Origin of the sequence: Klebsiella sp. CTHL.F3a (assembly GCF_019890895.1) — a bacterium.
GTDB classification, from domain to species: Bacteria; Pseudomonadota; Gammaproteobacteria; order Enterobacterales; family Enterobacteriaceae; genus Klebsiella; species Klebsiella grimontii.
Genome location: NZ_CP082360.1, coordinates 5,769,296 through 5,791,672, shown reverse-complemented (window position 1 = coordinate 5,791,672; position 22,377 = coordinate 5,769,296). Strand labels below are relative to the sequence as shown.

At 56.1% G+C, this 22,377-nt stretch carries 20 protein-coding genes; 12 read left to right on the top strand and 8 right to left on the bottom strand.

The window, feature by feature from the left end; translation table 11 throughout:
• Positions 1–13: 13 nt before the first annotated feature.
• Complete coding sequence (locus K7H21_RS27105) at positions 14–1,534, bottom strand: YifB family Mg chelatase-like AAA ATPase (protein WP_004127345.1); 1,521 nt, start codon at positions 1,532–1,534, stop codon at positions 14–16.
• Between the two features lie 350 nt (positions 1,535–1,884).
• On the opposite strand from K7H21_RS27105, the gene ilvL reads away from it, so the two are divergent.
• The 6 genes from ilvL (at position 1,885) to ilvA (ending at position 8,428) form a co-directional block, all read left to right on the top strand.
• Complete coding sequence (gene ilvL / locus K7H21_RS27100; protein WP_001311244.1) at positions 1,885–1,983, top strand: ilv operon leader peptide; 99 nt, start codon at positions 1,885–1,887, stop codon at positions 1,981–1,983.
• A gap of 139 nt (positions 1,984–2,122) precedes the next feature.
• Complete coding sequence (gene ilvG, locus K7H21_RS27095; RefSeq protein ID WP_087828786.1) at positions 2,123–3,769, top strand: acetolactate synthase 2 catalytic subunit; 1,647 nt, start codon at positions 2,123–2,125, stop codon at positions 3,767–3,769.
• On the top strand, positions 3,766–4,023 hold the full coding sequence (ilvM, locus tag K7H21_RS27090) for an acetolactate synthase 2 small subunit (protein WP_004107599.1): 258 nt from the start codon (positions 3,766–3,768) through the stop codon (positions 4,021–4,023). The genes ilvG and ilvM overlap by 4 nt, the downstream gene beginning before the upstream one ends.
• A gap of 16 nt (positions 4,024–4,039) precedes the next feature.
• Entirely contained in the window at positions 4,040–4,969 is a 930-nt protein-coding gene (locus K7H21_RS27085; RefSeq protein ID WP_004097473.1) for a branched-chain amino acid transaminase, read from the top strand.
• A 61-nt stretch (positions 4,970–5,030) separates the two neighbouring features.
• Positions 5,031–6,881, top strand: a complete 1,851-nt coding sequence (gene ilvD / locus K7H21_RS27080) for a dihydroxy-acid dehydratase (RefSeq protein ID WP_004097475.1) — start codon at positions 5,031–5,033, stop codon at positions 6,879–6,881.
• 2 nt (positions 6,882–6,883) lie between these two features.
• Entirely contained in the window at positions 6,884–8,428 is a 1,545-nt protein-coding gene (ilvA, locus tag K7H21_RS27075) for a threonine ammonia-lyase, biosynthetic (protein ID WP_087828788.1), read from the top strand.
• A gap of 58 nt (positions 8,429–8,486) precedes the next feature.
• On the opposite strand, the gene ilvY is transcribed toward ilvA, so the two are convergent.
• On the bottom strand, positions 8,487–9,377 hold the full coding sequence (gene ilvY / locus K7H21_RS27070; protein WP_004127349.1) for an HTH-type transcriptional activator IlvY: 891 nt from the start codon (positions 9,375–9,377) through the stop codon (positions 8,487–8,489).
• Positions 9,378–9,539: 162 nt separating this feature from the next.
• Here ilvY and ilvC point away from each other — a divergent pair, with 162 nt between their 5' ends.
• Positions 9,540–11,015, top strand: coding sequence for a ketol-acid reductoisomerase (gene ilvC, locus K7H21_RS27065; RefSeq protein ID WP_004127350.1), 1,476 nt, complete (start codon positions 9,540–9,542; stop codon positions 11,013–11,015).
• A 167-nt stretch (positions 11,016–11,182) separates the two neighbouring features.
• Here ilvC and ppiC (K7H21_RS27060) read toward each other — a convergent pair whose 3' ends face one another.
• Together ppiC (K7H21_RS27060) and ppiC (K7H21_RS27055) are read right to left on the bottom strand one after the other, a co-directional pair.
• On the bottom strand, positions 11,183–11,464 hold the full coding sequence (gene ppiC, locus K7H21_RS27060) for a peptidylprolyl isomerase PpiC (RefSeq protein ID WP_004127351.1): 282 nt from the start codon (positions 11,462–11,464) through the stop codon (positions 11,183–11,185).
• A 52-nt stretch (positions 11,465–11,516) separates the two neighbouring features.
• Positions 11,517–11,798 carry a peptidylprolyl isomerase PpiC gene (gene ppiC / locus K7H21_RS27055; protein ID WP_004127352.1) on the bottom strand — a complete coding sequence of 94 codons (282 nt, stop codon included), beginning with the start codon at positions 11,796–11,798 and terminating at the stop codon, positions 11,517–11,519.
• Positions 11,799–11,992: 194 nt separating this feature from the next.
• On the opposite strand from ppiC (K7H21_RS27055), the gene K7H21_RS27050 reads away from it, so the two are divergent.
• The 4 genes from K7H21_RS27050 (at position 11,993) to rep (ending at position 16,320) form a co-directional block, all read left to right on the top strand.
• Entirely contained in the window at positions 11,993–12,697 is a 705-nt protein-coding gene (locus K7H21_RS27050; protein WP_004127355.1) for a Crp/Fnr family transcriptional regulator, read from the top strand.
• 24 nt (positions 12,698–12,721) lie between these two features.
• A complete protein-coding gene (locus tag K7H21_RS27045) occupies positions 12,722–13,471 on the top strand; it encodes a nucleoside phosphorylase (protein ID WP_049112509.1) in 750 nt (249 codons plus the stop codon).
• Positions 13,471–14,199: a nicotinamide riboside transporter PnuC gene (gene pnuC / locus K7H21_RS27040; RefSeq protein ID WP_004127360.1), complete on the top strand. Its 729-nt coding sequence runs from the start codon at positions 13,471–13,473 to the stop codon at positions 14,197–14,199. Before K7H21_RS27045 ends, pnuC begins: the two co-directional genes overlap by 1 nt.
• 102 nt (positions 14,200–14,301) lie before the next feature.
• On the top strand, positions 14,302–16,320 hold the full coding sequence (rep, locus tag K7H21_RS27035) for a DNA helicase Rep (RefSeq protein WP_049112508.1): 2,019 nt from the start codon (positions 14,302–14,304) through the stop codon (positions 16,318–16,320).
• 3 nt (positions 16,321–16,323) lie between these two features.
• Here the strand turns inward: rep and K7H21_RS27030 are convergent, their stop codons facing one another.
• The 3 genes from K7H21_RS27030 to K7H21_RS27020 are packed head-to-tail and all read right to left on the bottom strand — an operon-like array spanning position 16,324 to position 19,720.
• Positions 16,324–17,286 (bottom strand): PfkB family carbohydrate kinase, encoded by a 963-nt coding sequence (locus K7H21_RS27030; protein WP_004127369.1) that lies wholly within the window; start codon positions 17,284–17,286, stop codon positions 16,324–16,326.
• Complete coding sequence (locus K7H21_RS27025) at positions 17,270–18,685, bottom strand: purine-cytosine permease family protein (protein WP_049112506.1); 1,416 nt, start codon at positions 18,683–18,685, stop codon at positions 17,270–17,272. The genes K7H21_RS27030 and K7H21_RS27025 overlap by 17 nt, the downstream gene beginning before the upstream one ends.
• Before the next feature lie 18 nt (positions 18,686–18,703).
• Positions 18,704–19,720 (bottom strand): ADP-ribosylglycohydrolase family protein, encoded by a 1,017-nt coding sequence (locus K7H21_RS27020; RefSeq protein ID WP_004127374.1) that lies wholly within the window; start codon positions 19,718–19,720, stop codon positions 18,704–18,706.
• A 220-nt stretch (positions 19,721–19,940) separates the two neighbouring features.
• On the opposite strand from K7H21_RS27020, the gene K7H21_RS27015 reads away from it, so the two are divergent.
• Positions 19,941–20,681, top strand: a complete 741-nt coding sequence (locus K7H21_RS27015; protein WP_004127377.1) for a GntR family transcriptional regulator — start codon at positions 19,941–19,943, stop codon at positions 20,679–20,681.
• A 94-nt stretch (positions 20,682–20,775) separates the two neighbouring features.
• Here K7H21_RS27015 and gppA read toward each other — a convergent pair whose 3' ends face one another.
• Complete coding sequence (gppA, locus tag K7H21_RS27010; protein ID WP_162626108.1) at positions 20,776–22,272, bottom strand: guanosine-5'-triphosphate,3'-diphosphate diphosphatase; 1,497 nt, start codon at positions 22,270–22,272, stop codon at positions 20,776–20,778.
• Positions 22,273–22,377: the final 105 nt, after the last annotated feature.

Here is a 22,377-nt window from a genome sequence, read left to right as displayed (position 1 = left end):
GTAAGCCCTTTTTTTACGCCATCATTTTTTGTAGATGGCCTAACATTCTGTCTATTGCCCGATAGCCAAGAGCCTCCTGCAGATGATGACGTTCGATGCGTTCGACGGCTTCAATATCGGCAATAGTCCGGGAAACTTTAAGCAGGCGCTGCCAGGCACGGATTGAAAGTCCAAGCTGCGTTAGCGTCTGCTCCAGCCAGATAGCGTCATCTTGATGAAGCTGGCAGCAGATTTTCATCTCATCATTTCCCAGATGCGCATTAAGTTTTTTCTGCCGCGATAGCTGCCTTTCGCGTGCGGCCAGAACACGTTGGCGTACGCAGGCGCTACTTTCCTCTTCGTTTGTTCCCTGGCTGAGCACCCCCGGCGGGGGAAGTGGGATCTCCAGGGAGAGATCGAACCGGTCAAGAAACGGGCCGGATAAACGACCAAGGTAGCGTAGCGTCTGTTCCGGTGAAGCGCGATTATGCTGGCCCTGATAGTGCCCTGTCGGGCTGGGATTCATCGCTGCAATAAGCTGGAAACGGGCTGGATAATCGATTTTGGCGCGGGTGCGCGAGATATGGATAACCCCTGACTCAATGGGTTCGCGTAACGCATCCAGAACCCTGCGTTCGAATTCAGGCAACTCATCCAGAAACAGGACGCCGTTATGGGCAAGGGAGATCTCTCCCGGTGCCGGAATTGAGCCTCCGCCGACCATGGCCGCGAGGGAGGCGCTATGATGCGGGGCGCGAAAGGGCCTGCGGCGCCAATTTTTCATGGCATGCCTGGAATCGACCAGGCTAAGTATTGCTGCGCTTTCCAGCGCTTCCTGGTTACTCAGCGGCGGCATTAGTCCCGGTAATCGACTGGCGAGCATCGTTTTTCCTGTGCCGGGCGGGCCTATCATCAGCAGGTTGTGACCACCTGCTGCAATAATTTCCAGCGCTCGTTTCCCCTGCCGCTGGCCAATAACATCACGCAAATCAACCGATGTTTCATCCGAATATTCCCCTTCGGGAAGGGGGTTAGCCAGGGTATGTTGACCTTCGAGAAAAGCGCAGACTTCCTGGAGATCGGTGGCGATAAGACAGTCACTGCCGCCGATTAACCCAACCTCTGGAGAATTCTCATTAGAGATAACAATCTTCCGCCCCGCTTTTATGGCCTCCATGGCGCTGGATATAGCACCAGGAACGCCACGCAGAGCGCCTGTAAGCGCCAGCTCGCCGACAAACTCATATTGATTTATCCTGGGAGCTTTAAGCTGCTCAGAGGCCACCAGAAGCGCGAGAGCGATAGGTAAATCATATCTTCCACCTTCTTTTGGCAGATCGGCCGGGGCCAGATTAATAGTGATTTTTTTCGCCGGATAAGCGTAGCCGCTGTTGATAATCGCACTACGTACCCGGTCACGCGCTTCTCTAACCGTTGTTTCAGGCAGTCCTACCATTGTCAGGCCTGGGAGCCCGTTGCTGATATGAACTTCAACGGTGATAAGCGGGGCGCCGATCCCGAGAGCGGCGCGGGTGTAAACAATGGCGAGTGACATAAAACCTCCTGAGAACCGGGATTATGTCGGGGATTTGTTGTTGAGTAATTCGGCAATATTAAATTCTGCATGCTTGCTCCCTGCCAATTTCCCGGCAATTTCCGCTTTGCACTGGTGTTGGATACTGCCTCGTAAAATGCTGTCATCAGGCAACAAGATGAGAAAGTGCTGTGGAGTAAGCCACAAATTGAAATATTTTCATTTCATGTTTTTTCCATTAAAAACAATTGTTTTTTCGTAAATGGTTAGCAAGGTAAGAAATGACGTCATAAAAAAATCTTGTGTTTAACGCGAAGTCTGTGGTACCTCTTTAGGTATTCCTTCGAACATGAAGCCAGAAAGAACATAAAATGACAGCCCTTCTACGAGTGATTAGCCTGGTCGTGATTAGCGTGGTGGTGATTATTATCCCACCGTGCGGGGCTGCACTTGGACGAGGAAAGGCTTAAAAAACAAGCCTTAACGAACTAAGACCCCCGCACCGAAAGGTCCGGGGGTTTTTTTATAACTTAAAAACAGAAAAGAGGAGCAGACGATGGTTGGTAGCATAAAATTCTGTTTCTCTCGATCTACGACGGGGAAGTAACTATGAATGGGGCGCGGTGGGTAGTACATGCTTTGCGAGCACAGGGAGTCGATACCGTTTTTGGCTATCCGGGTGGAGCAATTATGCCGGTTTACGATGCATTGTATGACGGCGGCGTGGAACACTTACTTTGCCGGCATGAACAGGGCGCGGCTATGGCGGCTATCGGCTATGCCAGGGCTACCGGCAAAACCGGCGTGTGTATTGCCACTTCGGGGCCTGGCGCAACCAACCTGATCACCGGCCTCGCCGACGCACTGCTTGATTCCGTTCCCGTTGTTGCTATCACTGGCCAGGTTGCTGCCCCGTTCATTGGCACCGACGCATTCCAGGAAGTTGATGTCCTCGGTTTATCGCTGGCATGCACCAAGCACAGTTTCCTGGTGCAGTCGCTGGAAGAACTGCCGCGCATCATTGCCGAAGCTTTCCACGTAGCAAACTCCGGGCGTCCCGGTCCCGTGTTGGTCGATATCCCAAAAGACATCCAGCTGGCTCAAGGCGATCTCGATCCGCATTTTTCCATGGTAGCCGACGACGTTGATTTTCCATATGCGGATATCGAATACGCTTTGCAGATGCTGATTCAGTCGCAGAAGCCGATGTTATACGTAGGCGGCGGCGTGGGGATGGCGCAGGCGGTACCGGCGCTGCGCGAATTTCTTGCCGTCACGCAAATGCCAGCGACCGCCACCCTGAAAGGGCTGGGGGTTGTTGCGGCGGATTATCCTTACTATCTGGGGATGCTGGGGATGCACGGCACCAAGGCGGCCAACCTGGCGGTACAGGAATGTGACCTGCTGATCGCGGTAGGCGCTCGCTTTGACGATCGCGTCACCGGTAAGCTGAATACGTTTGCCCCGCACGCCAAAGTTATCCATATGGATATCGATCCGGCTGAACTGAACAAGCTCCGTCAGGCGCATATCGGCCTGACCGGCGATTTGAACGTAATGCTGCCCGCACTGCAGCAGCCGCTGTCTATTGACGCCTGGCGCCAACGTAATGCGCAGCTGCGCGCCGAGCATGCCTGGCGCTATGACCATCCGGGAGACGCTATCTATGCCCCGCTGCTGCTGAAGCAGCTTTCCGATCGCAAACCCGCAGACTGCGTCGTGACAACCGATGTGGGCCAGCATCAGATGTGGTCAGCGCAGCATATGACCTATACGCGCCCGGAGAATTTCATCACTTCCAGTGGATTAGGCACTATGGGTTTCGGCTTGCCCGCAGCGGTAGGTGCGCAGGTGGCCCGCCCCGATGATACGGTTATCTGTATCTCCGGTGACGGTTCCTTCATGATGAACGTGCAGGAGCTGGGCACCGTAAAACGCAAGCAGCTGCCGCTGAAGATAGTCTTACTGGACAACCAGCGTTTAGGAATGGTTCGACAATGGCAGCAGCTGTTTTTTCAGGAACGTTATAGCGAAACCACTCTTACCGATAACCCCGATTTTCTTACTCTGGCCAGCGCCTTCGGCATCCCTGGTCAACACATCACCCGTAAAGACCAGGTTGAAGCGGCACTCGACACCATGCTTTCGAGCCAGGGGCCTTACCTGCTTCATGTCTCAATCGATGAACTTGAGAACGTCTGGCCGTTGGTGCCGCCCGGTGCCAGTAATGCAGAAATGCTGGAGAAATTATCATGATGCAACATCAGGTCGCCTTGCAGGCTCGCTTTAACCCTGAAACGTTAGAACGCGTGCTGCGCGTCGTGCGCCATCGCGGGTTCCAGATTTGCGCGATGAATATGGAAACCGCCGCCGATGCCCGGAATATTAATATTGAACTGACCGTTGCCAGCCAGCGGCCCGTCGAATTACTGTTTAGTCAATTAAGCAAACTGGTGGACGTCGCCTGCGTCGAGATCCAGCAACCAACATCACAACAAATTCGCGCCTGAGCGCAAAGGAAGAATAATGACGACGAAAAAAGCTGACTACATTTGGTTCAATGGTGAGATGGTTCCGTGGGGCGAGGCGAAGGTTCACGTAATGTCCCATGCGCTGCACTACGGGACTTCCGTATTTGAAGGCATTCGTTGCTACGATTCTCACAAGGGACCGGTGGTGTTTCGTCACCGTGAACATATGCAGCGTCTGCATGACTCAGCCAAAATCTATCGTTTCCCGGTTTCTCAGAGCGTTGATGAACTGATGGAAGCCTGCCGCGAAGTTATTCGTAAAAACAGCCTGACCAGCGCCTATATCCGTCCGTTAGTCTTTGTCGGCGATGTGGGCATGGGCGTCAACCCGCCTCCGGGCTATAACACTGACGTGATCATCGCGGCGTTCCCGTGGGGCGCCTACCTGGGTGCCGAAGCGCTGGATCAGGGGATCGATGCGATGGTTTCTTCCTGGAATCGCGCGGCGCCAAACACGATCCCAACCGCAGCTAAAGCGGGCGGTAACTACCTCTCTTCTCTGCTGGTCGGCAGCGAAGCGCGTCGCCATGGCTATCAGGAAGGTATCGCGCTGGACGTGAACGGCTATATCTCTGAAGGCGCCGGTGAAAATCTGTTTGAAGTCAAAGATGGCGTGTTGTTTACTCCGCCGTTCACCTCTTCCGCGCTGCCGGGCATCACCCGCGACGCTATCATCAAGCTGGCGAAAGACCTGGGTCTGGAAGTCCGCGAGCAGGTATTGTCCCGCGAGTCCCTGTACCTGGCCGACGAAGTCTTTATGTCCGGTACTGCCGCGGAGATCACGCCGGTACGCAGCGTTGATGGTATTCAGGTGGGCGAAGGCCGCTGCGGCCCGATCACCAAGCGCATTCAGCAAGCATTCTTTGGCCTCTTCACCGGTGAAACCGAGGATAAATGGGGCTGGTTGGATCAGGTTAATCAATAAGCATAAAAAAATGGGGCGACACGCAACGCCCCATTTCACCGAAACTGGGAGTAACTAAAGCATGCCTAAGTACCGTTCCGCCACAACCACTCACGGCCGTAATATGGCGGGTGCCCGCGCGCTGTGGCGCGCCACTGGAATGACCGACGATGATTTCGGTAAGCCGATTATCGCCGTGGTGAACTCTTTCACCCAGTTCGTGCCGGGTCACGTTCACCTGCGCGATCTCGGTAAGCTGGTTGCTGAGCAAATCGAAGCCGCTGGCGGCGTCGCCAAAGAATTCAACACTATTGCGGTGGATGATGGGATCGCGATGGGCCACGGGGGTATGCTTTATTCACTGCCATCCCGCGAACTGATCGCCGACTCGGTAGAGTACATGGTTAACGCCCACTGTGCTGATGCGATGGTCTGTATCTCCAACTGCGACAAAATCACCCCGGGGATGTTAATGGCGTCCCTGCGCCTGAATATTCCGGTCATTTTTGTTTCCGGCGGCCCGATGGAAGCCGGGAAAACCAAACTGTCCGATCAAATCATTAAACTCGACCTCGTTGACGCGATGATTCAGGGCGCTGACCCGAAAGTCTCCGACGATCAGAGTAATCAGGTTGAGCGTTCCGCCTGTCCGACGTGCGGCTCTTGTTCGGGAATGTTCACCGCGAACTCCATGAACTGCCTGACCGAAGCGCTGGGCCTGTCGCAGCCGGGCAACGGCTCGCTGCTGGCGACTCACGCCGATCGTAAACAGCTGTTCCTCAATGCGGGCTCACGTATCGTTGAGCTGACTAAACGCTATTACGAGCAGGACGATGCCTCTGCGCTGCCGCGTAATATCGCCAATAAGGCGGCGTTTGAAAACGCCATGACGCTGGATATCGCCATGGGCGGTTCCACCAATACCGTACTGCATCTGCTGGCGGCGGCGCAGGAAGCGGAAATCGACTTCACCATGAGCGATATCGATAAACTTTCCCGCAAAGTGCCGCAGCTGTGTAAGGTCGCGCCAAGTACGCAGAAATATCATATGGAAGACGTGCATCGCGCGGGCGGCGTGTTGGGTATTTTAGGTGAACTGGATCGTGCCGGGCTGCTGAACCGCGATGTGAAAAACGTGCTTGGTTTGTCCCTGCCGCAGACGCTGGAGCAGTATGATATCACCGTCACGCAGGATGAAGCGGTTAAGAAGATGTTCCGCGCTGGCCCTGCGGGTATCCGCACAACGCAGGCTTTCTCTCAGAACTGCCGTTGGGACACCCTGGATGACGATCGCGCAGAAGGCTGTATCCGCTCGCTGGAACATGCTTACAGCAAGGATGGCGGTCTGGCGGTTCTGTACGGCAACTTTGCCGAGAACGGATGCATCGTGAAAACCGCCGGCGTTGACGACAGCATCCTCAAATTTACCGGCCCGGCGAAGGTATACGAAAGCCAGGACGCGGCTGTGGATGCGATCCTCGGCGGCAAGGTGGTCGCCGGTGACGTAGTCGTCATCCGCTATGAAGGGCCGAAAGGTGGGCCGGGGATGCAGGAGATGCTCTACCCGACGACCTTCCTGAAATCAATGGGCCTGGGTAAAGCCTGTGCGCTGATTACCGATGGACGCTTCTCCGGCGGTACCTCGGGTCTCTCTATTGGCCACGTTTCTCCGGAAGCAGCCAGCGGTGGCAATATCGCGATCATTGAAGATGGCGACATGATTGCTATCGATATCCCGAACCGCGGTATTCAGCTGCAGCTGAGCGATGCCGAGATTGCGGCGCGACGCGAAGCTCAGGAAGCCCGCGGTGATAAAGCATGGACGCCGAAAGATCGCGAGCGTCAGGTTTCCTTTGCCCTTCGCGCCTATGCCAGTCTGGCAACCAGCGCCGATAAAGGCGCGGTGCGCGATAAATCGAAACTTGGGGGTTAATGATGGCCGAGTCGCAACCCCTGTCCGCCGCCCCTGAGGGGGCGGAATACCTCAGAGCGGTACTGCGCGCGCCGGTATACGAAGCCGCGCAGATCACGCCGCTGCAAAAAATGGAAAAGCTCTCGTCGCGCCTCGATAACGTTGTGCTGGTGAAGCGTGAAGACCGTCAGCCGGTGCACAGCTTTAAGCTGCGCGGGGCGTACGCGATGATGGCGGGTCTGACGGAAGAACAAAAATCGCATGGCGTGATTACCGCTTCGGCGGGTAATCATGCGCAGGGCGTGGCTTTCTCGGCATCTCGCCTGGGCGTGAAGGCGCTCATCGTCATGCCAACCGCCACTGCGGATATCAAAGTTGATGCGGTGCGCGGCTTCGGCGGTGAAGTGCTGCTGCACGGCGCAAATTTCGATGAAGCCAAAGCCAAAGCCATCGATCTGGCGCAGCAGCAGGGGTTCACCTGGGTTCCGCCTTTCGACCATCCGATGGTGATTGCCGGGCAGGGGACGCTGGCGCTGGAGCTGCTGCAGCAGGATGCCCATATCGATCGCGTGTTTGTCCCGGTCGGCGGCGGCGGTCTCGCGGCGGGCGTGGCGGTGCTGATCAAACAGCTGATGCCGCAGATCAAAGTCATTGCGGTTGAGGCCGAGGATTCTGCCTGTCTGAAAGCCGCGCTGGATGCGGGTCATCCGGTTGATTTACCCCGCGTTGGGCTCTTTGCCGAAGGCGTAGCGGTTAAACGTATCGGCGATGAGACTTTCCGTCTGTGTCAGGAGTATCTCGACGACATCGTTACTGTCGATAGCGATGCCATCTGCGCGGCGATGAAAGACCTGTTTGAAGATGTGCGTGCGGTAGCAGAACCTTCCGGGGCGCTGGCGCTGGCGGGGATGAAAAAATATATCGCTCAGCATAATATTCGCGGCGAACGCCTGGCGCACGTGCTTTCCGGCGCGAACGTCAACTTCCACGGCCTGCGCTACGTTTCCGAACGCTGCGAGCTTGGGGAACAGCGCGAAGCGCTACTGGCGGTCACCATTCCGGAAGAGAAGGGCAGCTTCCTCAAGTTCTGCCAGCTGCTGGGCGGTCGTTCGGTGACGGAGTTCAACTACCGCTTCGCGGATGCGAAAAATGCCTGCATTTTTGTCGGCGTGCGCCTGAGCCGGGGACTGGAAGAGCGGAAAGAGATCCTCAACCTGCTGCACGAGGGGGGCTACAGCGTAGTGGATCTCTCCGACGATGAAATGGCCAAGCTGCACGTGCGCTATATGGTCGGCGGGCGTCCGTCGCAGCCGCTGCAGGAGCGTTTGTTCAGCTTCGAGTTTCCGGAATCGCCCGGCGCCCTGCTGAAGTTCCTGCATACCCTGGGCACCCACTGGAACATCTCTCTGTTCCATTATCGCAGCCACGGTACCGATTATGGCCGCGTGCTGGCGGCATTCGAACTGGGCGATCATGAGCCTGATTTCGAAACCCGCTTGCATGAGCTGGGCTACGATTGCCACGACGAGAGCAATAATCCAGCGTTCAGGTTCTTCCTCGCAGGTTAAGCTGCGCAGCGCTTATCTGGCCTACGATCGGGTTGTAGGCCGGTTCAGGCATCCGGCACTAGTGACCAGGCAGCAAATTCCAGAATGCATTAATCAGCGGCTCATGCAGCCGCTTTTTTGGCGCGCAGACGCCCAGTTCAAAAGGGGTTTTCTCGTCGCTACGCTCCAGAATCATGACGCGATTGCGAACGGGCTCCGGGCTATTTTCCAACACCACTTCCGGCAGCAGCGCGACGCCGCAGCCCAGCGCCACCATAGAAACCATGGCTTCATGTCCGCCCACCGTAGCGTAAATCGACGGATTACTGATTTTATGGCGGCGAAACCATAGCTCAATGCGGCGGCGCACGGGCCCCTGATCGGCCATAATGAAGGGTACCGTTGCCCAGTCGGGTTTCTCCACCGAGACCTGATTGCGAACCGGACAAGGCAGCGCCGGGGCGATCAGCACTACCGCCAAATTCTCCAGCATGGAAAACACCACTGCGCCAGGCAGCGTCTCGGGTTTCCCGGCAATCGCCAGATCGGCCTCACCCGTGACTACTTTCTCCATCGCATCGGCGGCATCGCCGGTGGTGAGTTTTATTTCCACCGAGGGATGTTCGGCGCGGAAACGATCGAGAATCGGCGGAAGATGACTGTAGGCGGCGGTCACCGAACAGAAGATATGCAGTTCGCCCGACAGCGACGGACCTTGCTGATCGATCGCGTGGCGCAGCTGCTGGTACTGCAACAGCGTTTGCTGGGCAAAGGTGCGGAGTTCTTCTCCTGCTTCGGTAAGCGTTACCGTGCGGTTATCGCGGACAAACAGCGGCTGCCCAAGGTCTTCTTCCAGGCGCTGAATCTGCCGGGAAAGCGTGGAGGGGCTGACGTGCATCGCCCGCGCGCTGCGGCCAAAATGGCGGCTCTCCGCCAGATGCAGGAAGGTTTTTAGATCGCGTAAATCCACCGGCGGCACTCCACGATTTTACATTGCAGAAATTGCAACGTGACGTTGTGAATATATCAATTTCCGCAATAAATTTCCTGTCATATAGTAAGTTCATTCTCTCTTGCACAGACACGGCAAGCGAACCGAACAATAAGACGCACAACATCACGAGGTATCACCATGGCTAACTACTTTAATACACTGAACCTGCGCCAGCAGCTGGCGCAGCTGGGCAAATGTCGCTTTATGGGTCGCGACGAATTCGCCGATGGCGCAAGCTACCTTCAGGGTAAAAAAGTGGTCATCGTCGGCTGTGGCGCTCAGGGCCTGAACCAGGGTCTGAACATGCGTGACTCCGGTCTGGATATTTCCTACGCCCTGCGTAAAGAAGCGATTGCCGAAAAGCGCGCGTCATGGCGTAAAGCGACCGAAAACGGCTTCAAAGTAGGGACCTACGAAGAGCTGATCCCGCAGGCCGATCTGGTGGTTAACCTGACTCCGGACAAACAGCACTCTGACGTTGTACGTTCCGTTCAGCCGTTGATGAAAGATGGCGCGGCGCTGGGCTACTCACATGGTTTCAACATCGTGGAAGTTGGCGAGCAGATCCGTAAAGATATCACTGTCGTGATGGTGGCGCCGAAGTGCCCGGGTACCGAAGTGCGTGAAGAGTACAAGCGCGGCTTCGGCGTACCGACCTTGATCGCGGTTCACCCGGAAAACGATCCGAAAGGCGAAGGCATGGCGATTGCTAAAGCCTGGGCTGCGGCGACCGGCGGTCACCGTGCGGGCGTTCTGGAATCTTCCTTCGTTGCCGAAGTGAAATCCGATCTGATGGGCGAGCAGACCATCCTCTGCGGTATGCTGCAGGCCGGTTCTCTGCTGTGCTTCGATAAGCTGGTGGAAGAGGGTACCGACCCGGCATACGCCGAAAAACTGATTCAGTTCGGCTGGGAAACCATCACCGAAGCGCTGAAACAGGGTGGTATCACCCTGATGATGGATCGCCTGTCTAACCCGGCTAAGCTGCGTGCTTATGCGCTGTCCGAACAGCTGAAAACGATCATGGCGCCGCTGTTCCAGAAGCATATGGATGACATCATCTCCGGTGAATTCTCCTCAGGCATGATGGCTGACTGGGCCAACGACGATAAGAAACTGCTGACCTGGCGTGAAGAAACCGGTAAGACCGCGTTCGAGACCGCACCGCAGTTTGAAGGTAAAATCGGCGAGCAGGAGTACTTCGATAAAGGCGTTCTGATGATCGCAATGGTGAAAGCGGGCGTTGAGCTGGCGTTTGAAACCATGGTGGATTCCGGCATCATCGAAGAGTCTGCTTACTACGAATCACTGCACGAGCTGCCGCTGATTGCCAACACCATCGCTCGTAAGCGTCTGTACGAAATGAACGTGGTTATCTCCGATACCGCTGAATACGGTAACTACCTGTTCTCTTACGCCTGCGTACCGCTGCTGAAAGAGTTCATGACCACCCTGCAGACCGGCGACCTGGGTAAAGCGATTGCCGAAGGCGCGGTAGATAACGCTCAGCTGCGCGACGTGAACGAAGCCATTCGCAGCCACGCTATCGAGCAGGTTGGTAAGAAACTGCGCGGTTACATGACCGATATGAAGCGTATTGCGGTAGCGGGCTAATTCCCCGTCGTCTTTCAACTTGCAGATGCGTTGGCTGCGTTGGTACACCCCAGTCACATAGTTATCTATGCTCCTGGGGTTGTACTCACTTGCCGCCTTCCTGCAAGCTGAAATCCTTAGGGGAAAGCTGTGAGATAAAAAACCGGTGCAATAAGACACCGGTTTTTTTATTTGCGGTACAGCACTTTGATGATGTGATAACCGAATTGGGTGTGCAGCGGGCCGGTGGGCTCCAGCTCCGGGCAGGAGAAGACAACTTTATCAAACGCCGGCACCATCTGGCCCTGGCGGAATTCACCTAAGTCGCCGCCGCGTTTGCCGGACGGGCAGATCGAGTGCTTCTTCGCCAGTTTACCGAAATCGGCGCCGTTTTTAATTTGCTCCAGAAGATCCAGTGCCAGCTGCTCTTCTTTAACCAGGATATGCAGTGCTGCTGCCGTTTTTGCCATGATCGTACCTTGATTGAATAGGGGATGAATCAGGGCGCAATAGTAGCATGGGCTAGCGGCGATACAGCACCTTAATGATGTGGTAGCCAAACTTGGTTTTGACCGGCCCGTAAGGTTTGAGCAGCGGGCAGCTAAAGACTGCCTTATCGAACGGCCCGACCATGACTCCTTGATTAAACTCCCCGAGATCGCCGCCGTTGCGCCCGGAGGGGCACTTTGAATAGCGTTTTGCCAGATGATCGAAGCTCACGCCACGTTCCAGTTTGGCGAGGATCTCTTGCGCCAGCTTCTCTTCTTTAACCAGGATGTGCAGGGCTGCTGCGCTCTTTGCCATTATTTTGTTCTCACGTCTCAAAGATATCCCGTTACTTTACCACCCGCTTTGGTCGCGGACATATACTCTTCGCCATCGCGGGACAGATGTCTCGCCTGATAGATGGAAGCGGGAGATGAGCAACACTTTTATCCGGCGTATTCCCCCCTGCCAGGGACAGCCGTCCTGTCCTTAACGTCGTGGAGCGAGATAACATGGACACAATGAAAAAACCTGAATTTTCAGTCGGCTGGCTTTCCGGGCTGAGCGAGATTGTGAGCGATCCGCTGCTCTATGAATTACTGAAATATTGTCCTCTGGAGATCATGCGGCGCTGGCGTTTCGAAGAGATCCCGCGCGGTGATTTTATCTGCCGACAGGGTGAAGTGTGTCAGCGGTTTTCGCTGATTATCGCCGGTGAGGTGGACGTTTTCTATGAGGCTGAGGACGGGCGCCGCTACCGTCAGGCCCGCTACCGTAAAGGCGACATGCTGGGCGAGCTCGAGATCTTTGAATCGCGTCATTACATCTGCTCGGTGGTGGCGGTGGGTCATGTGCAGCTTCTGAGCCTGTCGCAGGAACATTTCTGCCGCTGGCTAGCGTTAGATAACCATTTTAACCAGCGGATGCTGCGCTTCTTTAGCCAGCAGTATTACCAGCTGTCGAAGAAGGCCAGCAGCGACAATCTTTACTCGCTGCATCAGCGGGTGTGTCAGGCGTTATGGCTGCGTTACCAACAGGATGGTGCCGATGAAATCTTGCTGGATAAGCAGAATCTCAGCCAGGAATTCGCGGCGACGACCCGCAGTATTAACCGTATTTTGCATGACCTGAAAGCGCTACAGATTATTGATACCGATGGTGAACGCATTGTGTTGTTAGCTCCTGAAAAACTGAAGCAGGAGGCTGATATCGGATAACCGCAAGAGTAAGGAGGCGGGAGAATGTCGCTGCAACCCCATATCCAGTTAAGCAAAGAGATGACCGGCGCGCGGTACGCGCTGCTGCCGGGCGACCCGCAGCGGGTCGACCGCATCGCCAATTTTCTTGATAATCCACAGCCACTCGGTCAGAACCGGGAGTTTCGCGCCGCGCGCGGCTGGTATCAGGGCGTCGAGATTTTAGTGCTCTCTACCGGCATCGGCGGGCCATCTACGGCGATTGCCATTGAAGAGCTGCGCCAGATCGGCGTAACCACTCTGATTCGTATCGGCAGCTGCGGGGCACTGCAGGATAATCTTGCGCTCGGCGATGTGATTATCGCTCACGCCGCGGTGATGGATGACGGTACCAGCCGAACCTATGCGCCAGCGGGCTATCCGGCCTGCGCCGACCCGCAGCTGACCTGGGAACTGGTGGCGCAGGCGCGGCAGATGAACATCCCGGTCGCGTGCGGTCTGGTGCGCAGCCATGACAGTTTCTATACCGATCGTGAGGCGGAACTGGATGCGCAGTGGTCGGCGCGCGGCATTCTGGGGGCGGATATGGAGAGTGCCGCCCTGATGACTATCGGCGCGCTGCGCGGGTTACGTACGGCTTCATTACTCAATGTGGTTGTTGCCCATAACGGTTGTCTGGATAGCAGCATCAATGATTATGTCCAGCAGGAAACGCTGTGCCAGCAGGGCGAAGAACGGCAAATTACCCTGGCGCTACGCGCCATTTATTCCGCTAGCCAGCAAGGAGGTTTGTGATGGACTTTTTTAGCATCAACAATGTGATGGTCAACATTCCTCTCGGCGAAGGCGGCTATGCGCTATCGTGGATTGAAGCTATCGGTACCGTATTCGGCCTGTTGTGTATCTGGTGCGCCAGCCGGGAAAAAATCATCAACTATCTGTTTGGCCTGATCAACGTCACGCTGTTTGCGGCCATTTTTTTCCAGATCCAGCTCTATGCCAGCCTGCTGCTGCAGGTGTTTTTCTTCGCTGCCAATATTTACGGCTGGTACGCGTGGAGCCGGCAAAACGAGGCGCAGGAGGCCGCGCTCAAGGTACGTTGGCTTTCCCGTCAGCAAACGCTGGCGCTGGGCGGCATCTGCGCGGTGGCGATTGTGCTGATGACGCTATTTATTGACCCGGTGTTCGCGACGCTCACCCGTATCATGATTGCCCTACTGCAAACGTTCGGTATGCAGGTCGCGATGCCCGACCTCCAGCCCGACGCCTTCCCGTTCTGGGATTCCACCATGCTGGTGTTGTCGATTGCGGCCATGGTGCTGATGACGCGTAAGTTCGTCGAAAACTGGCTGCTGTGGGTGGTTATCGACGTGATTAGCGTGGTTATCTATGCGGTACAGGGCGTTTACGCCATGTCGCTTGAATATGTCCTGCTGACGGCGATCGCGGTGATGGGCTCGTACAGCTGGATCAAGAGCGCGCAGCGCAACGGCTATACGCCGCTTGCTGCAGCCGCATCCTGATTGACCTATTGCCAGGCTGCCTGAATGGGCAGCCTGTTGCTCTCACCGCCCCTCTTTCTGCTACAATCCCCACCCCGTTCGAAGATTGAGCAAAAGACTCCCATGCGTTTAAATCCTGGCCAACAACAAGCCGTCGAATTCGTTACCGGACCGTGCCTGGTGCTGGCGGGTGCCGGTTCCGGTAAGACCCGCGTTATTACCAATAAAATAGCCCACCTGATCCGCGGCTGCGGCTATCAGGCGCGCCATATCGCGGCGGTCACCTTTACCAATAAGGCGGCGCGCGAAATGAAAGAGCGCGTCGGGCAAACGCTGGGGCGTAAAGAAGCGCGCGGCCTGATGATTTCCACCTTCCACACGCTGGGGCTGGATATCATCAAACGCGAATACGCTGCGTTAGGGATGAAATCCAACTTCTCGCTGTTCGACGATACCGACCAGGTGGCGCTGTTAAAAGAGCTCACCGAAGGGCTGATCGAAGAAGACAAAGTGGTACTTCAGCAGCTGATCTCCACGATCTCCAACTGGAAAAACGATCTGAAAACCCCTGTCCAGGCCGCCGCTGGCGCGAAAGGGGAGCGGGATCGGATCTTTGCTCACTGCTACGGGCTGTACGACGCGCATATGAAAGCCTGTAACGTACTCGACTTCGATGATCTGATCCTGCTGCCGACCCTGCTGCTGCAGCGTAACGAAGAGGTGCGGGAGCGCTGGCAGAACAAGATTCGCTATCTGCTGGTGGATGAATACCAGGATACCAACACCAGCCAGTACGAGCTGGTGAAACTGCTGGTGGGGCAGCGGGCGCGCTTTACCGTGGTCGGCGATGACGATCAGTCGATCTACTCCTGGCGCGGCGCGCGGCCGCAGAACCTGGTGCTGCTAAGCCAGGATTTCCCGGCGCTGCAGGTGATCAAGCTGGAGCAAAACTACCGCTCTTCCGGGCGTATTCTGAAGGCGGCCAACATCCTGATTGCCAATAACCCGCACGTCTTCGAAAAGCGCCTGTTTTCCGAGCTGGGCTATGGCGTAGAGCTGAAGGTGCTCTCCGCCAACAATGAAGATCATGAGGCGGAACGCGTTGCCGGTGAACTCATCGCTCATCACTTTATTAATAAAACTGCCTATAAGGATTACGCGATCCTGTATCGCGGCAACCATCAGTCACGGGTTTTCGAAAAGATGCTGATGCAAAACCGCATTCCGTACAAAATTTCTGGCGGCACGTCGTTCTTTTCCCGCCCGGAAATTAAAGATCTGCTGGCCTATCTGCGCGTGCTGACTAACCCTGATGACGACAGCGCCTTTCTGCGCATCGTCAATACGCCGAAGCGTGAAATCGGTTCGGCGACGTTGCAAAAGCTGGGCGAATGGGCGATGGGGCGCAATAAAAGCATGTTTACCGCCAGCTTCGATATGGGTCTGACCCAGACGCTGAACGGACGCGGCTACGAGTCTCTGACCCGCTTCACCCACTGGCTGCGGGAGATCCAGCAGCTTTCAGAGCGCGAGCCGATTGCCGCCGTCCGCGATCTGATCCGCGGCGTGGATTATGAATCATGGCTCTATGAGACTTCGCCCAGCCCGAAAGCCGCCGAAATGCGGATGAAAAACGTCAATACGCTCTTCACGTGGATGACCGAAATGCTGGAGGGCAGCGATATCGATGAACCGATGACGCTCACCCAGGTCGTGACCCGTTTCACGCTACGAGACATGATGGAGCGCGGCGAGTCGGATGAGGAGACGGATCAGGTTCAGCTGATGACGCTTCATGCTTCAAAGGGACTGGAGTTCCCCTACGTCTATCTGGTTGGCATGGAGGAAGGGCTGTTGCCGCACCAGAGTAGTATTGATGAAGACAACGTCGATGAAGAACGCCGTCTTGCCTACGTGGGTATCACCCGCGCGCAGAAAGAGCTCACTTTTACCCTGTGCAAAGAGCGCCGGCAGTACGGCGAGCTGGTGCGACCGGAGCCGAGCCGTTTCCTGCTGGAGCTGCCGCAGGATGATCTGATTTGGGAGCAGGAGCGCAAAGTTATTTCGCCGGAAGAACGCATGCATAAAGGCCAGGCGAATGTCGCCAACATCCGGGCGATGCTGGCGAAAGCGCGTAAATAGCGGCTAGCGGCCGTTTTGCTGCTGAAGCTGGAACTGACGTAGCTCTTCGCGACCCGGAGCACCGTCTGAACCCGGCCGGGTGACGACAATAGCCGCTACTTCATTGCCCAGCAGCGCGGCCTGGCGTAGATCCATCCCGCAGGCCAGCCCGGCGATCGTACCGGCGCAGTGGCTGTCTCCTGCGGCAATCGTGTCATAGACCTTCACGCGGCAGGCAGGAATGTGCTGCGGTTCCGCGTCGGGTTCAACCACCCATGCGCCATCTTTATCAAACCGACAGATCGCCCGTAAATGCCAGTCGCTGGCGAGCCGCGAAGCGGCGTGAAGGGTCGCGCTATCCGTATCGTATAAACGTGCGCACAGCAAGCTCAGTTCATCGCGATTCAGGGTGAGCACGGGACCTTTGCCCAACAACGCCTGGATAAAGTGAATATCCAGTTCACCCAGACGCGGACCAAAATCGACAAACAGCGTTTTATCTTCCGTAAGGTCCAGAATCCACTTGCGCAGGGCTTCGCTGGCCAGCTCGTAGCCAGAGACATAAATTATGGCGTCCTTCGGCTGCGGAATTTGTGCGAGTAGCTCGTTGTTCCAGTGCTGCTCGCAGCCCTCAACGGTGATAAACGTCCGCTCTTTGTTAGCCTCGACGAGGGCCAGACACCAGCCGTTATCGTGAGTGGGGTGGCGCAAGAGGACGGGTAGGTTTTCCTGCGCCATTTTCTGTGCAACGGCCTGCCCCCACTCGCCATTTCCCACCGGTATCGCGTTTATCACAGGGAGTTCAAGGCGTGAGAGCGCGCGGGCGACATTGAACGCGCAGCCGCCAATCTGCCGTCCGCCGTCGCGGGCGGAAACATCGCTACCGCTATGCGGTAGTGCATCGAGATGGAGGATCATGTCGCTAAAAGCGGCGCCGATAACCACGATCGGCCGCCGCGGCGACAGCAGGTCAGCTGTTATTGTCACGGCTGGCCTCCTTTCTTGCGCCGAACGCCAGATACAGCGCCAGGCTCAGAATAAAAGAGACAAACAGACCCAGGCTGGAGTCCGCGAAAATGCCGACGGCGAAAGGACCGTCGATAAACCCGGTTTTGGATACCATCAATCCCGCCAGCGCGCCGACAATCCAGCAGCCCAGCGCGGTGCGGTTTGCTCCGCTTTCCCTGAATAAATCAGCTTCAGCATATCCGGCTCGGCGGCGAATCCGATAAAAATCGACCATAAAAATGGCGGCCCAGGCGGCCAGAAATACGCCGCAGAAAATCAGAAACGCGATGAAGGGCCCAAGAAAATCTTTCGAGACAAATAGCACATAGAGCGCGATCCCCAGCACCAGTACGGCATCGAGGGCCACGGCGGAACGCTGCTGGAGCTTAATCCCCATGCTTAACAGATTAAGACTGGCGGAATAGAGGCTCAATACGGCGATGGTCACGACCCCGGCGGTCGCCGCGGCCAGATAGGGGATTGCCATCCAGGAAGGCAGCAGTTTGCCAATCGCTGAAATGGGGTTCTCGCTGGACGCCAGATCGGGGATCTGGGCGGTAAGCAGTATCCCGGTGAGCATCAGCAGCAGTAGGGGGAGCGCGGCGCCGCTGACAACGGCGAGAAAAATAGGCTTTTCACCGGCGTCGGGACGCTGATCCCGGCTATAGTCGGCGCCGGCGATAGCCCAGCTGATGCCGGTACCGGCGGCAATAATTGATACCGCCGGCAGAAAACCGGTGAGCCAGCTGCCTGAAGGCAGCGCGAGGATGGCCTGCCAGTCTGCGGTGAAGAGTAAATAGATCACTACCAGCAGCGTCATGGCGCCAAAGATCCGGGTGATCCATTTTTGCATCATCAACACGGCATTTTGTCCGAGCACGCTGACCAGTACGGTCAGCCCGCCAAACAAGAAAAGCGACAGCGCGGTGGTGGTGAGACTCTCTTCAAAACCCATGGCGGCAAACAGCGCGACGAGGGTGAGCGTGCCGGTAATGATATTGACCGCCTCCCAGCCCATCAGATTCACCCAACAGAAGCTGGTGGGGGCGATATTACCGCGTTTGCCAAAAATGACCCGGGAGAGAGTGAGCGTCGTGGTGCGGCCGATTTTGCCGGCGATGCTGGTGACGCCGACCAGCGCAAAAGAGGCGACGCCCGCCACGGCGGCAAGAATCGCCTGCCAGAATGAGAGGCCAAACGACACAATCACCGCGCCGTAAACGACCCCAAGAATGCCAATATTCGCGGCGCACCAGACGAAAAACAGCTGGATCGGTTGTTGGGTCTGGTGGACCGGGGGAACGAGACCGATCCCTAATTCCGCCATTCCGGGATCTGCCGTCTGGATATTTCCATCGTATGAAGCTTTGCTGTCCATAGTGATGCCCTCTGTGAATTATGCGAAGCGGTATTCTGCAAGCCGCCGTGCGTAAGGCGCGAAGTCGATGCTGTTGGCCTGCTTAATCTGTTGTACAGGTTCTTCAGGAAAAGCCTCTATGCCATGAAGCGCGCCGCAAATGGCGGTTGCCATCGCGCCAATAGTGTCGGTGTCGCCGCCTAAATTGGCTGCCAGCATAGCGCATTTCATGGGCTGCGTTTTTGCCAGCTCGACCAGCGCAATCGCTGCGGGGACGGACTCGATAATATCCATACCGGCGCCGATATCCTCATAAATACGTTCAATACCTGTCAGGTGGTCATTCTCCCCGGCAATCGTTTCCAGCGCCAGGTGGATACGGTTCCCAAGAAGTGGACTAAAAGTGGACTCGTAATGGCGCTGGGTTTCATTTGCCAGCGACGACAACTCGGTTTTAATTAACGGCCACCCGGCTCCTTCAATGGCGCGGCTGATAGCCCAGGCAACGACCACCGCGCCGGCGATGGCGATGTCTGATTTGTGCGTCGGCAGGCAGGATAGCCGCACTTGCTCAATGAAAAAGGCCCTGTCCCCGGTTGGTAGTCGACAACCCATCGGCGCCACGCGCATTGCCGCGCCGTTGGTCACGCCGTTGGCCGCGATCTCATCCAGCGGTTGCCCCTGTTCGAGCGCGATCAGAGAAGCTTTTGAGGTTGGGCCGAGAATATTTTTCTCGAATGCCTTGCAGCGTCGGGCCCACAGCAGAATGTGTCTGGCGATAGTCAGGGGATCGGTCACGCCGTTGTGTTCATCGAGCGCATCCATCAGCGCGATACACTGATGGGTGTCATCCGTGAACTCGGCGGCGCGAAATTCGCAGGCCGCAATATTCTCTTTCGGCCCGGGAAGAAAGCGTTCAATCCAGCCAAAATGGTTAATGATTCGACGTTTAGGCCACAGTTCAGAGGGCATGCCCATCGCATCACCGATGGCTTGCCCATAAAGACAGCCAAGGATGCGGCTTTCGGCAATATAGGTAGGGCGAATATCAGACATCGTCGACTCCCTGGAAGAAATGAATAAAAGTTAATCTAAAAATAGATCCAGATTAAGTCCAGTTAAAGTCCTTTATAGTTATGCTGTGATCGCAGGCGCATTCTGAGAGAAAAAAGCGACGTAAAAATGAATGGGGCGACGTTATGATGGGGCTATTGATTCCAGTATGGATCCACTATGATAAATCCACTGTCACTGAATTCCGCAAGGCCATGAAATTATGTCGCAACCATTGCTTGAGTATATAAAAGGGCGTCTGAATGCAGAGGCTCCCGCGCCGCTTTATATTCAGCTTAAACAAGCTATTGAAGCTGCGATGACCGAGCGTTTATTGACGCACGGCAGCATTCTGCCCTCCGAGCGCAAAATGTCTCAGACCCTGGAATTGTCGCGCGTGACGGTGGTTAAGGCCCTTGATGCGCTGCTGGAAGCTGGGCTGGTGATTAAGCGCCATGGAAAAGGTACCGAGGTGAATCTGCCGGTAAGCTATAACCTTGCCAGCGGCGGATTTTCTGCCCAGCTACAAAATTCAGGAACGGTGTCCAATCGATGGCTGGTGCGGGAAAAGCTGGCGGCGGATGATTTTCTGGCTCGTCAGCTGGAGATCGCCGTCGGCGATCGAGTGGCGAAAATCAAACGCGTACGTCTGGTCGATGCCCTTCCGGTGTCTATCGAAACCATGTTTATTCCCGAGCGTTTCTTACCCCGCCCGGATTTACTCGAAGGGTCGCTGTACGCGCACTGGGCGGAAAATGCTATTTATCCCGATCTTCAGGATTACTCGCTGACGGTGCATATTCCTTCGGCGGAAGAGCTGAATTTGCTCGACCTGCCGCAGGGTGTGCCATTGATGAAAATTACGCTGAAAAGTCGTAATGCCCAGGGCGAGGTGCTTGAGTACGGTACCGCTTTCTGCCTGAGCAATTACTTTAATTTTGATTTCAGAGTGAAGCTGCAATAAGCGCAGTCGGCCAGTTATCGTTCATTACCGTTTGGCATGGTCGGTGTATGAAACCCGCAATCGCTTTATGTAAGAGCGGATAATATCCGACGACTTACTGCTCGTTAAGCCGAAGCGGCCAGTGAACGTAGCTCTGCCACTGGCACTCCTGTTCGACCATTTCCCGACCCAGCGGATGATTCTCCAGCCAGCCCTGCGGCAGCGTTAGCGTCAAACTTTCATCAACGGCAGCCAGCGTAATCATCGGCAGCAGATCGTCGCGTCGGCGGCTGGCAAACAGAATAGCCAGACGCAGCAGACGACACATATGCTCCGCGACTCTCGGCGGAACCGCGTTTTGTTGATGAAGGGAAGAAAGGTCGACGGTGCTGGTTTGGTTTAACAGCAGGGTCGCCAGCAGCTTCTTCTGCGCGGGGGTAAATCCTGGCAGGTCGAGATTGCGCACCAGCCAGGCGGCATGCAGAGGCGCCTGCTTGTATTCCACGCTCAGACCGATTTCATGCAGCTGGCAGGCGCTTTGCAGCAAATCGAAGCATAGCGGCTCAATTTCCCAGCTGTTTTCCACCTGATGAACGAAATGGGCGGCCAGTTGGGCAACGCGCTGTGCCTGTTCGGTATCAACCAGAAACCGGCGCTGAATATTGCGTAAGGTACGACTGCGAATATCCTGATCGATCGACAGGTGCAGCATGCCGTATACCAAACCTTCACGCAGTGCGCCGCCGGCGAGCGTCATACACTGAATATTCAGCTCGCTGAAGATGGCCATAAGAATCGCCAGCCCGCTAGGAAAGACGAGCGCCCGTTCAAGGGTCAGACCTTCGATCTCCAGCTCCTCCAGCCGACCGCACTGAATCGCGCGCTGTTTGAGCTGCTGTAGCTTGGCTAAGGTGATGCGTTCATCCATCCCCTGCGCCATCATGATTTCCTGTAACGCCTGGACCGTACCGGAAGCCCCGACGCACACTTTCCAGCCGTGATAGCGCAGAACATCGGCGACGGGACGCAAAACTTCACGCGCGGCGGTTTCGGCCTGGTCAAAGTTTTCTTTGGTCAGGCTGCGATCGGCGAAGTATCGTTCCAGCCAGGTCACGCAGCCCATCGACAGGCTAAAAAGCGAGGTGGTTTGCGCGCCGGTACCGGTAACCAGTTCGGTGCTGGCGCCGCCAATATCCACGACCAGACGCTGATCCGCGCCGCCAGTGGTATGCGCGACGCCCTGATAAATCAGGCGTGCTTCCTCTTCGCCGCTGATAACCTGCACCGCGCAGCCGAGGATTTCCCGCGCTTTTTCCAGAAACTCACCGGCGTTAACCGCCAGGCGCAGCGTCGCCGTGGCGACCACGCGGATTTGCGTCGGGGGGATATCCTGCAAACGCTCGGCGAACAGGCGCAAGCATTGCCAGCCGCGCTCCATGGCTTCGGCAGAGAGCGTGTTGTCGCCGTTGAGGCCAGCGGCCAGACGGACTTTGCGTTTGATACGGCTGAGGGTCTGGATGCTCCCGGCGACCTCGCGTACAACCAACATATGAAAGCTATTGGAGCCAAGATCGATAGCTGCATAGAGCGAGGTGGAACTCATACACTTCATCCTTCAAGCTGCCTCTGCGTTGGCTGCATGCTTTTTCCCGGAGCGCGGCTCCTCGGGATTCGTTCTCTTGCCGCCTTGATGCAACTTGCATGATTTTGTGTATGA

What these genes read in the sequence shown, in the direction of transcription:
- K7H21_RS27105 (WP_004127345.1), bottom strand. Translation starts at nt 1,534, where the DNA reads ATGTCACTCGCCATTGTTTACACCCGCGCCGCTCTCGGGATCGGCGCC.
- ilvL (WP_001311244.1), top strand. Translation starts at nt 1,885, where the DNA reads ATGACAGCCCTTCTACGAGTGATTAGCCTGGTCGTGATTAGCGTGGTG.
- ilvG (WP_087828786.1), top strand. Translation starts at nt 2,123, where the DNA reads ATGAATGGGGCGCGGTGGGTAGTACATGCTTTGCGAGCACAGGGAGTC.
- ilvM (WP_004107599.1), top strand. Translation starts at nt 3,766, where the DNA reads ATGATGCAACATCAGGTCGCCTTGCAGGCTCGCTTTAACCCTGAAACG.
- K7H21_RS27085 (WP_004097473.1), top strand. Translation starts at nt 4,040, where the DNA reads ATGACGACGAAAAAAGCTGACTACATTTGGTTCAATGGTGAGATGGTT.
- ilvD (WP_004097475.1), top strand. Translation starts at nt 5,031, where the DNA reads ATGCCTAAGTACCGTTCCGCCACAACCACTCACGGCCGTAATATGGCG.
- ilvA (WP_087828788.1), top strand. Translation starts at nt 6,884, where the DNA reads ATGGCCGAGTCGCAACCCCTGTCCGCCGCCCCTGAGGGGGCGGAATAC.
- ilvC (WP_004127350.1), top strand. Translation starts at nt 9,540, where the DNA reads ATGGCTAACTACTTTAATACACTGAACCTGCGCCAGCAGCTGGCGCAG.
- ppiC (WP_004127351.1), bottom strand. Translation starts at nt 11,464, where the DNA reads ATGGCAAAAACGGCAGCAGCACTGCATATCCTGGTTAAAGAAGAGCAG.
- ppiC (WP_004127352.1), bottom strand. Translation starts at nt 11,798, where the DNA reads ATGGCAAAGAGCGCAGCAGCCCTGCACATCCTGGTTAAAGAAGAGAAG.
- K7H21_RS27050 (WP_004127355.1), top strand. Translation starts at nt 11,993, where the DNA reads ATGGACACAATGAAAAAACCTGAATTTTCAGTCGGCTGGCTTTCCGGG.
- K7H21_RS27045 (WP_049112509.1), top strand. Translation starts at nt 12,722, where the DNA reads ATGTCGCTGCAACCCCATATCCAGTTAAGCAAAGAGATGACCGGCGCG.
- pnuC (WP_004127360.1), top strand. Translation starts at nt 13,471, where the DNA reads ATGGACTTTTTTAGCATCAACAATGTGATGGTCAACATTCCTCTCGGC.
- rep (WP_049112508.1), top strand. Translation starts at nt 14,302, where the DNA reads ATGCGTTTAAATCCTGGCCAACAACAAGCCGTCGAATTCGTTACCGGA.
- K7H21_RS27025 (WP_049112506.1), bottom strand. Translation starts at nt 18,685, where the DNA reads ATGGACAGCAAAGCTTCATACGATGGAAATATCCAGACGGCAGATCCC.
- K7H21_RS27020 (WP_004127374.1), bottom strand. Translation starts at nt 19,720, where the DNA reads ATGTCTGATATTCGCCCTACCTATATTGCCGAAAGCCGCATCCTTGGC.
- K7H21_RS27015 (WP_004127377.1), top strand. Translation starts at nt 19,941, where the DNA reads ATGTCGCAACCATTGCTTGAGTATATAAAAGGGCGTCTGAATGCAGAG.
- gppA (WP_162626108.1), bottom strand. Translation starts at nt 22,272, where the DNA reads ATGAAGTGTATGAGTTCCACCTCGCTCTATGCAGCTATCGATCTTGGC.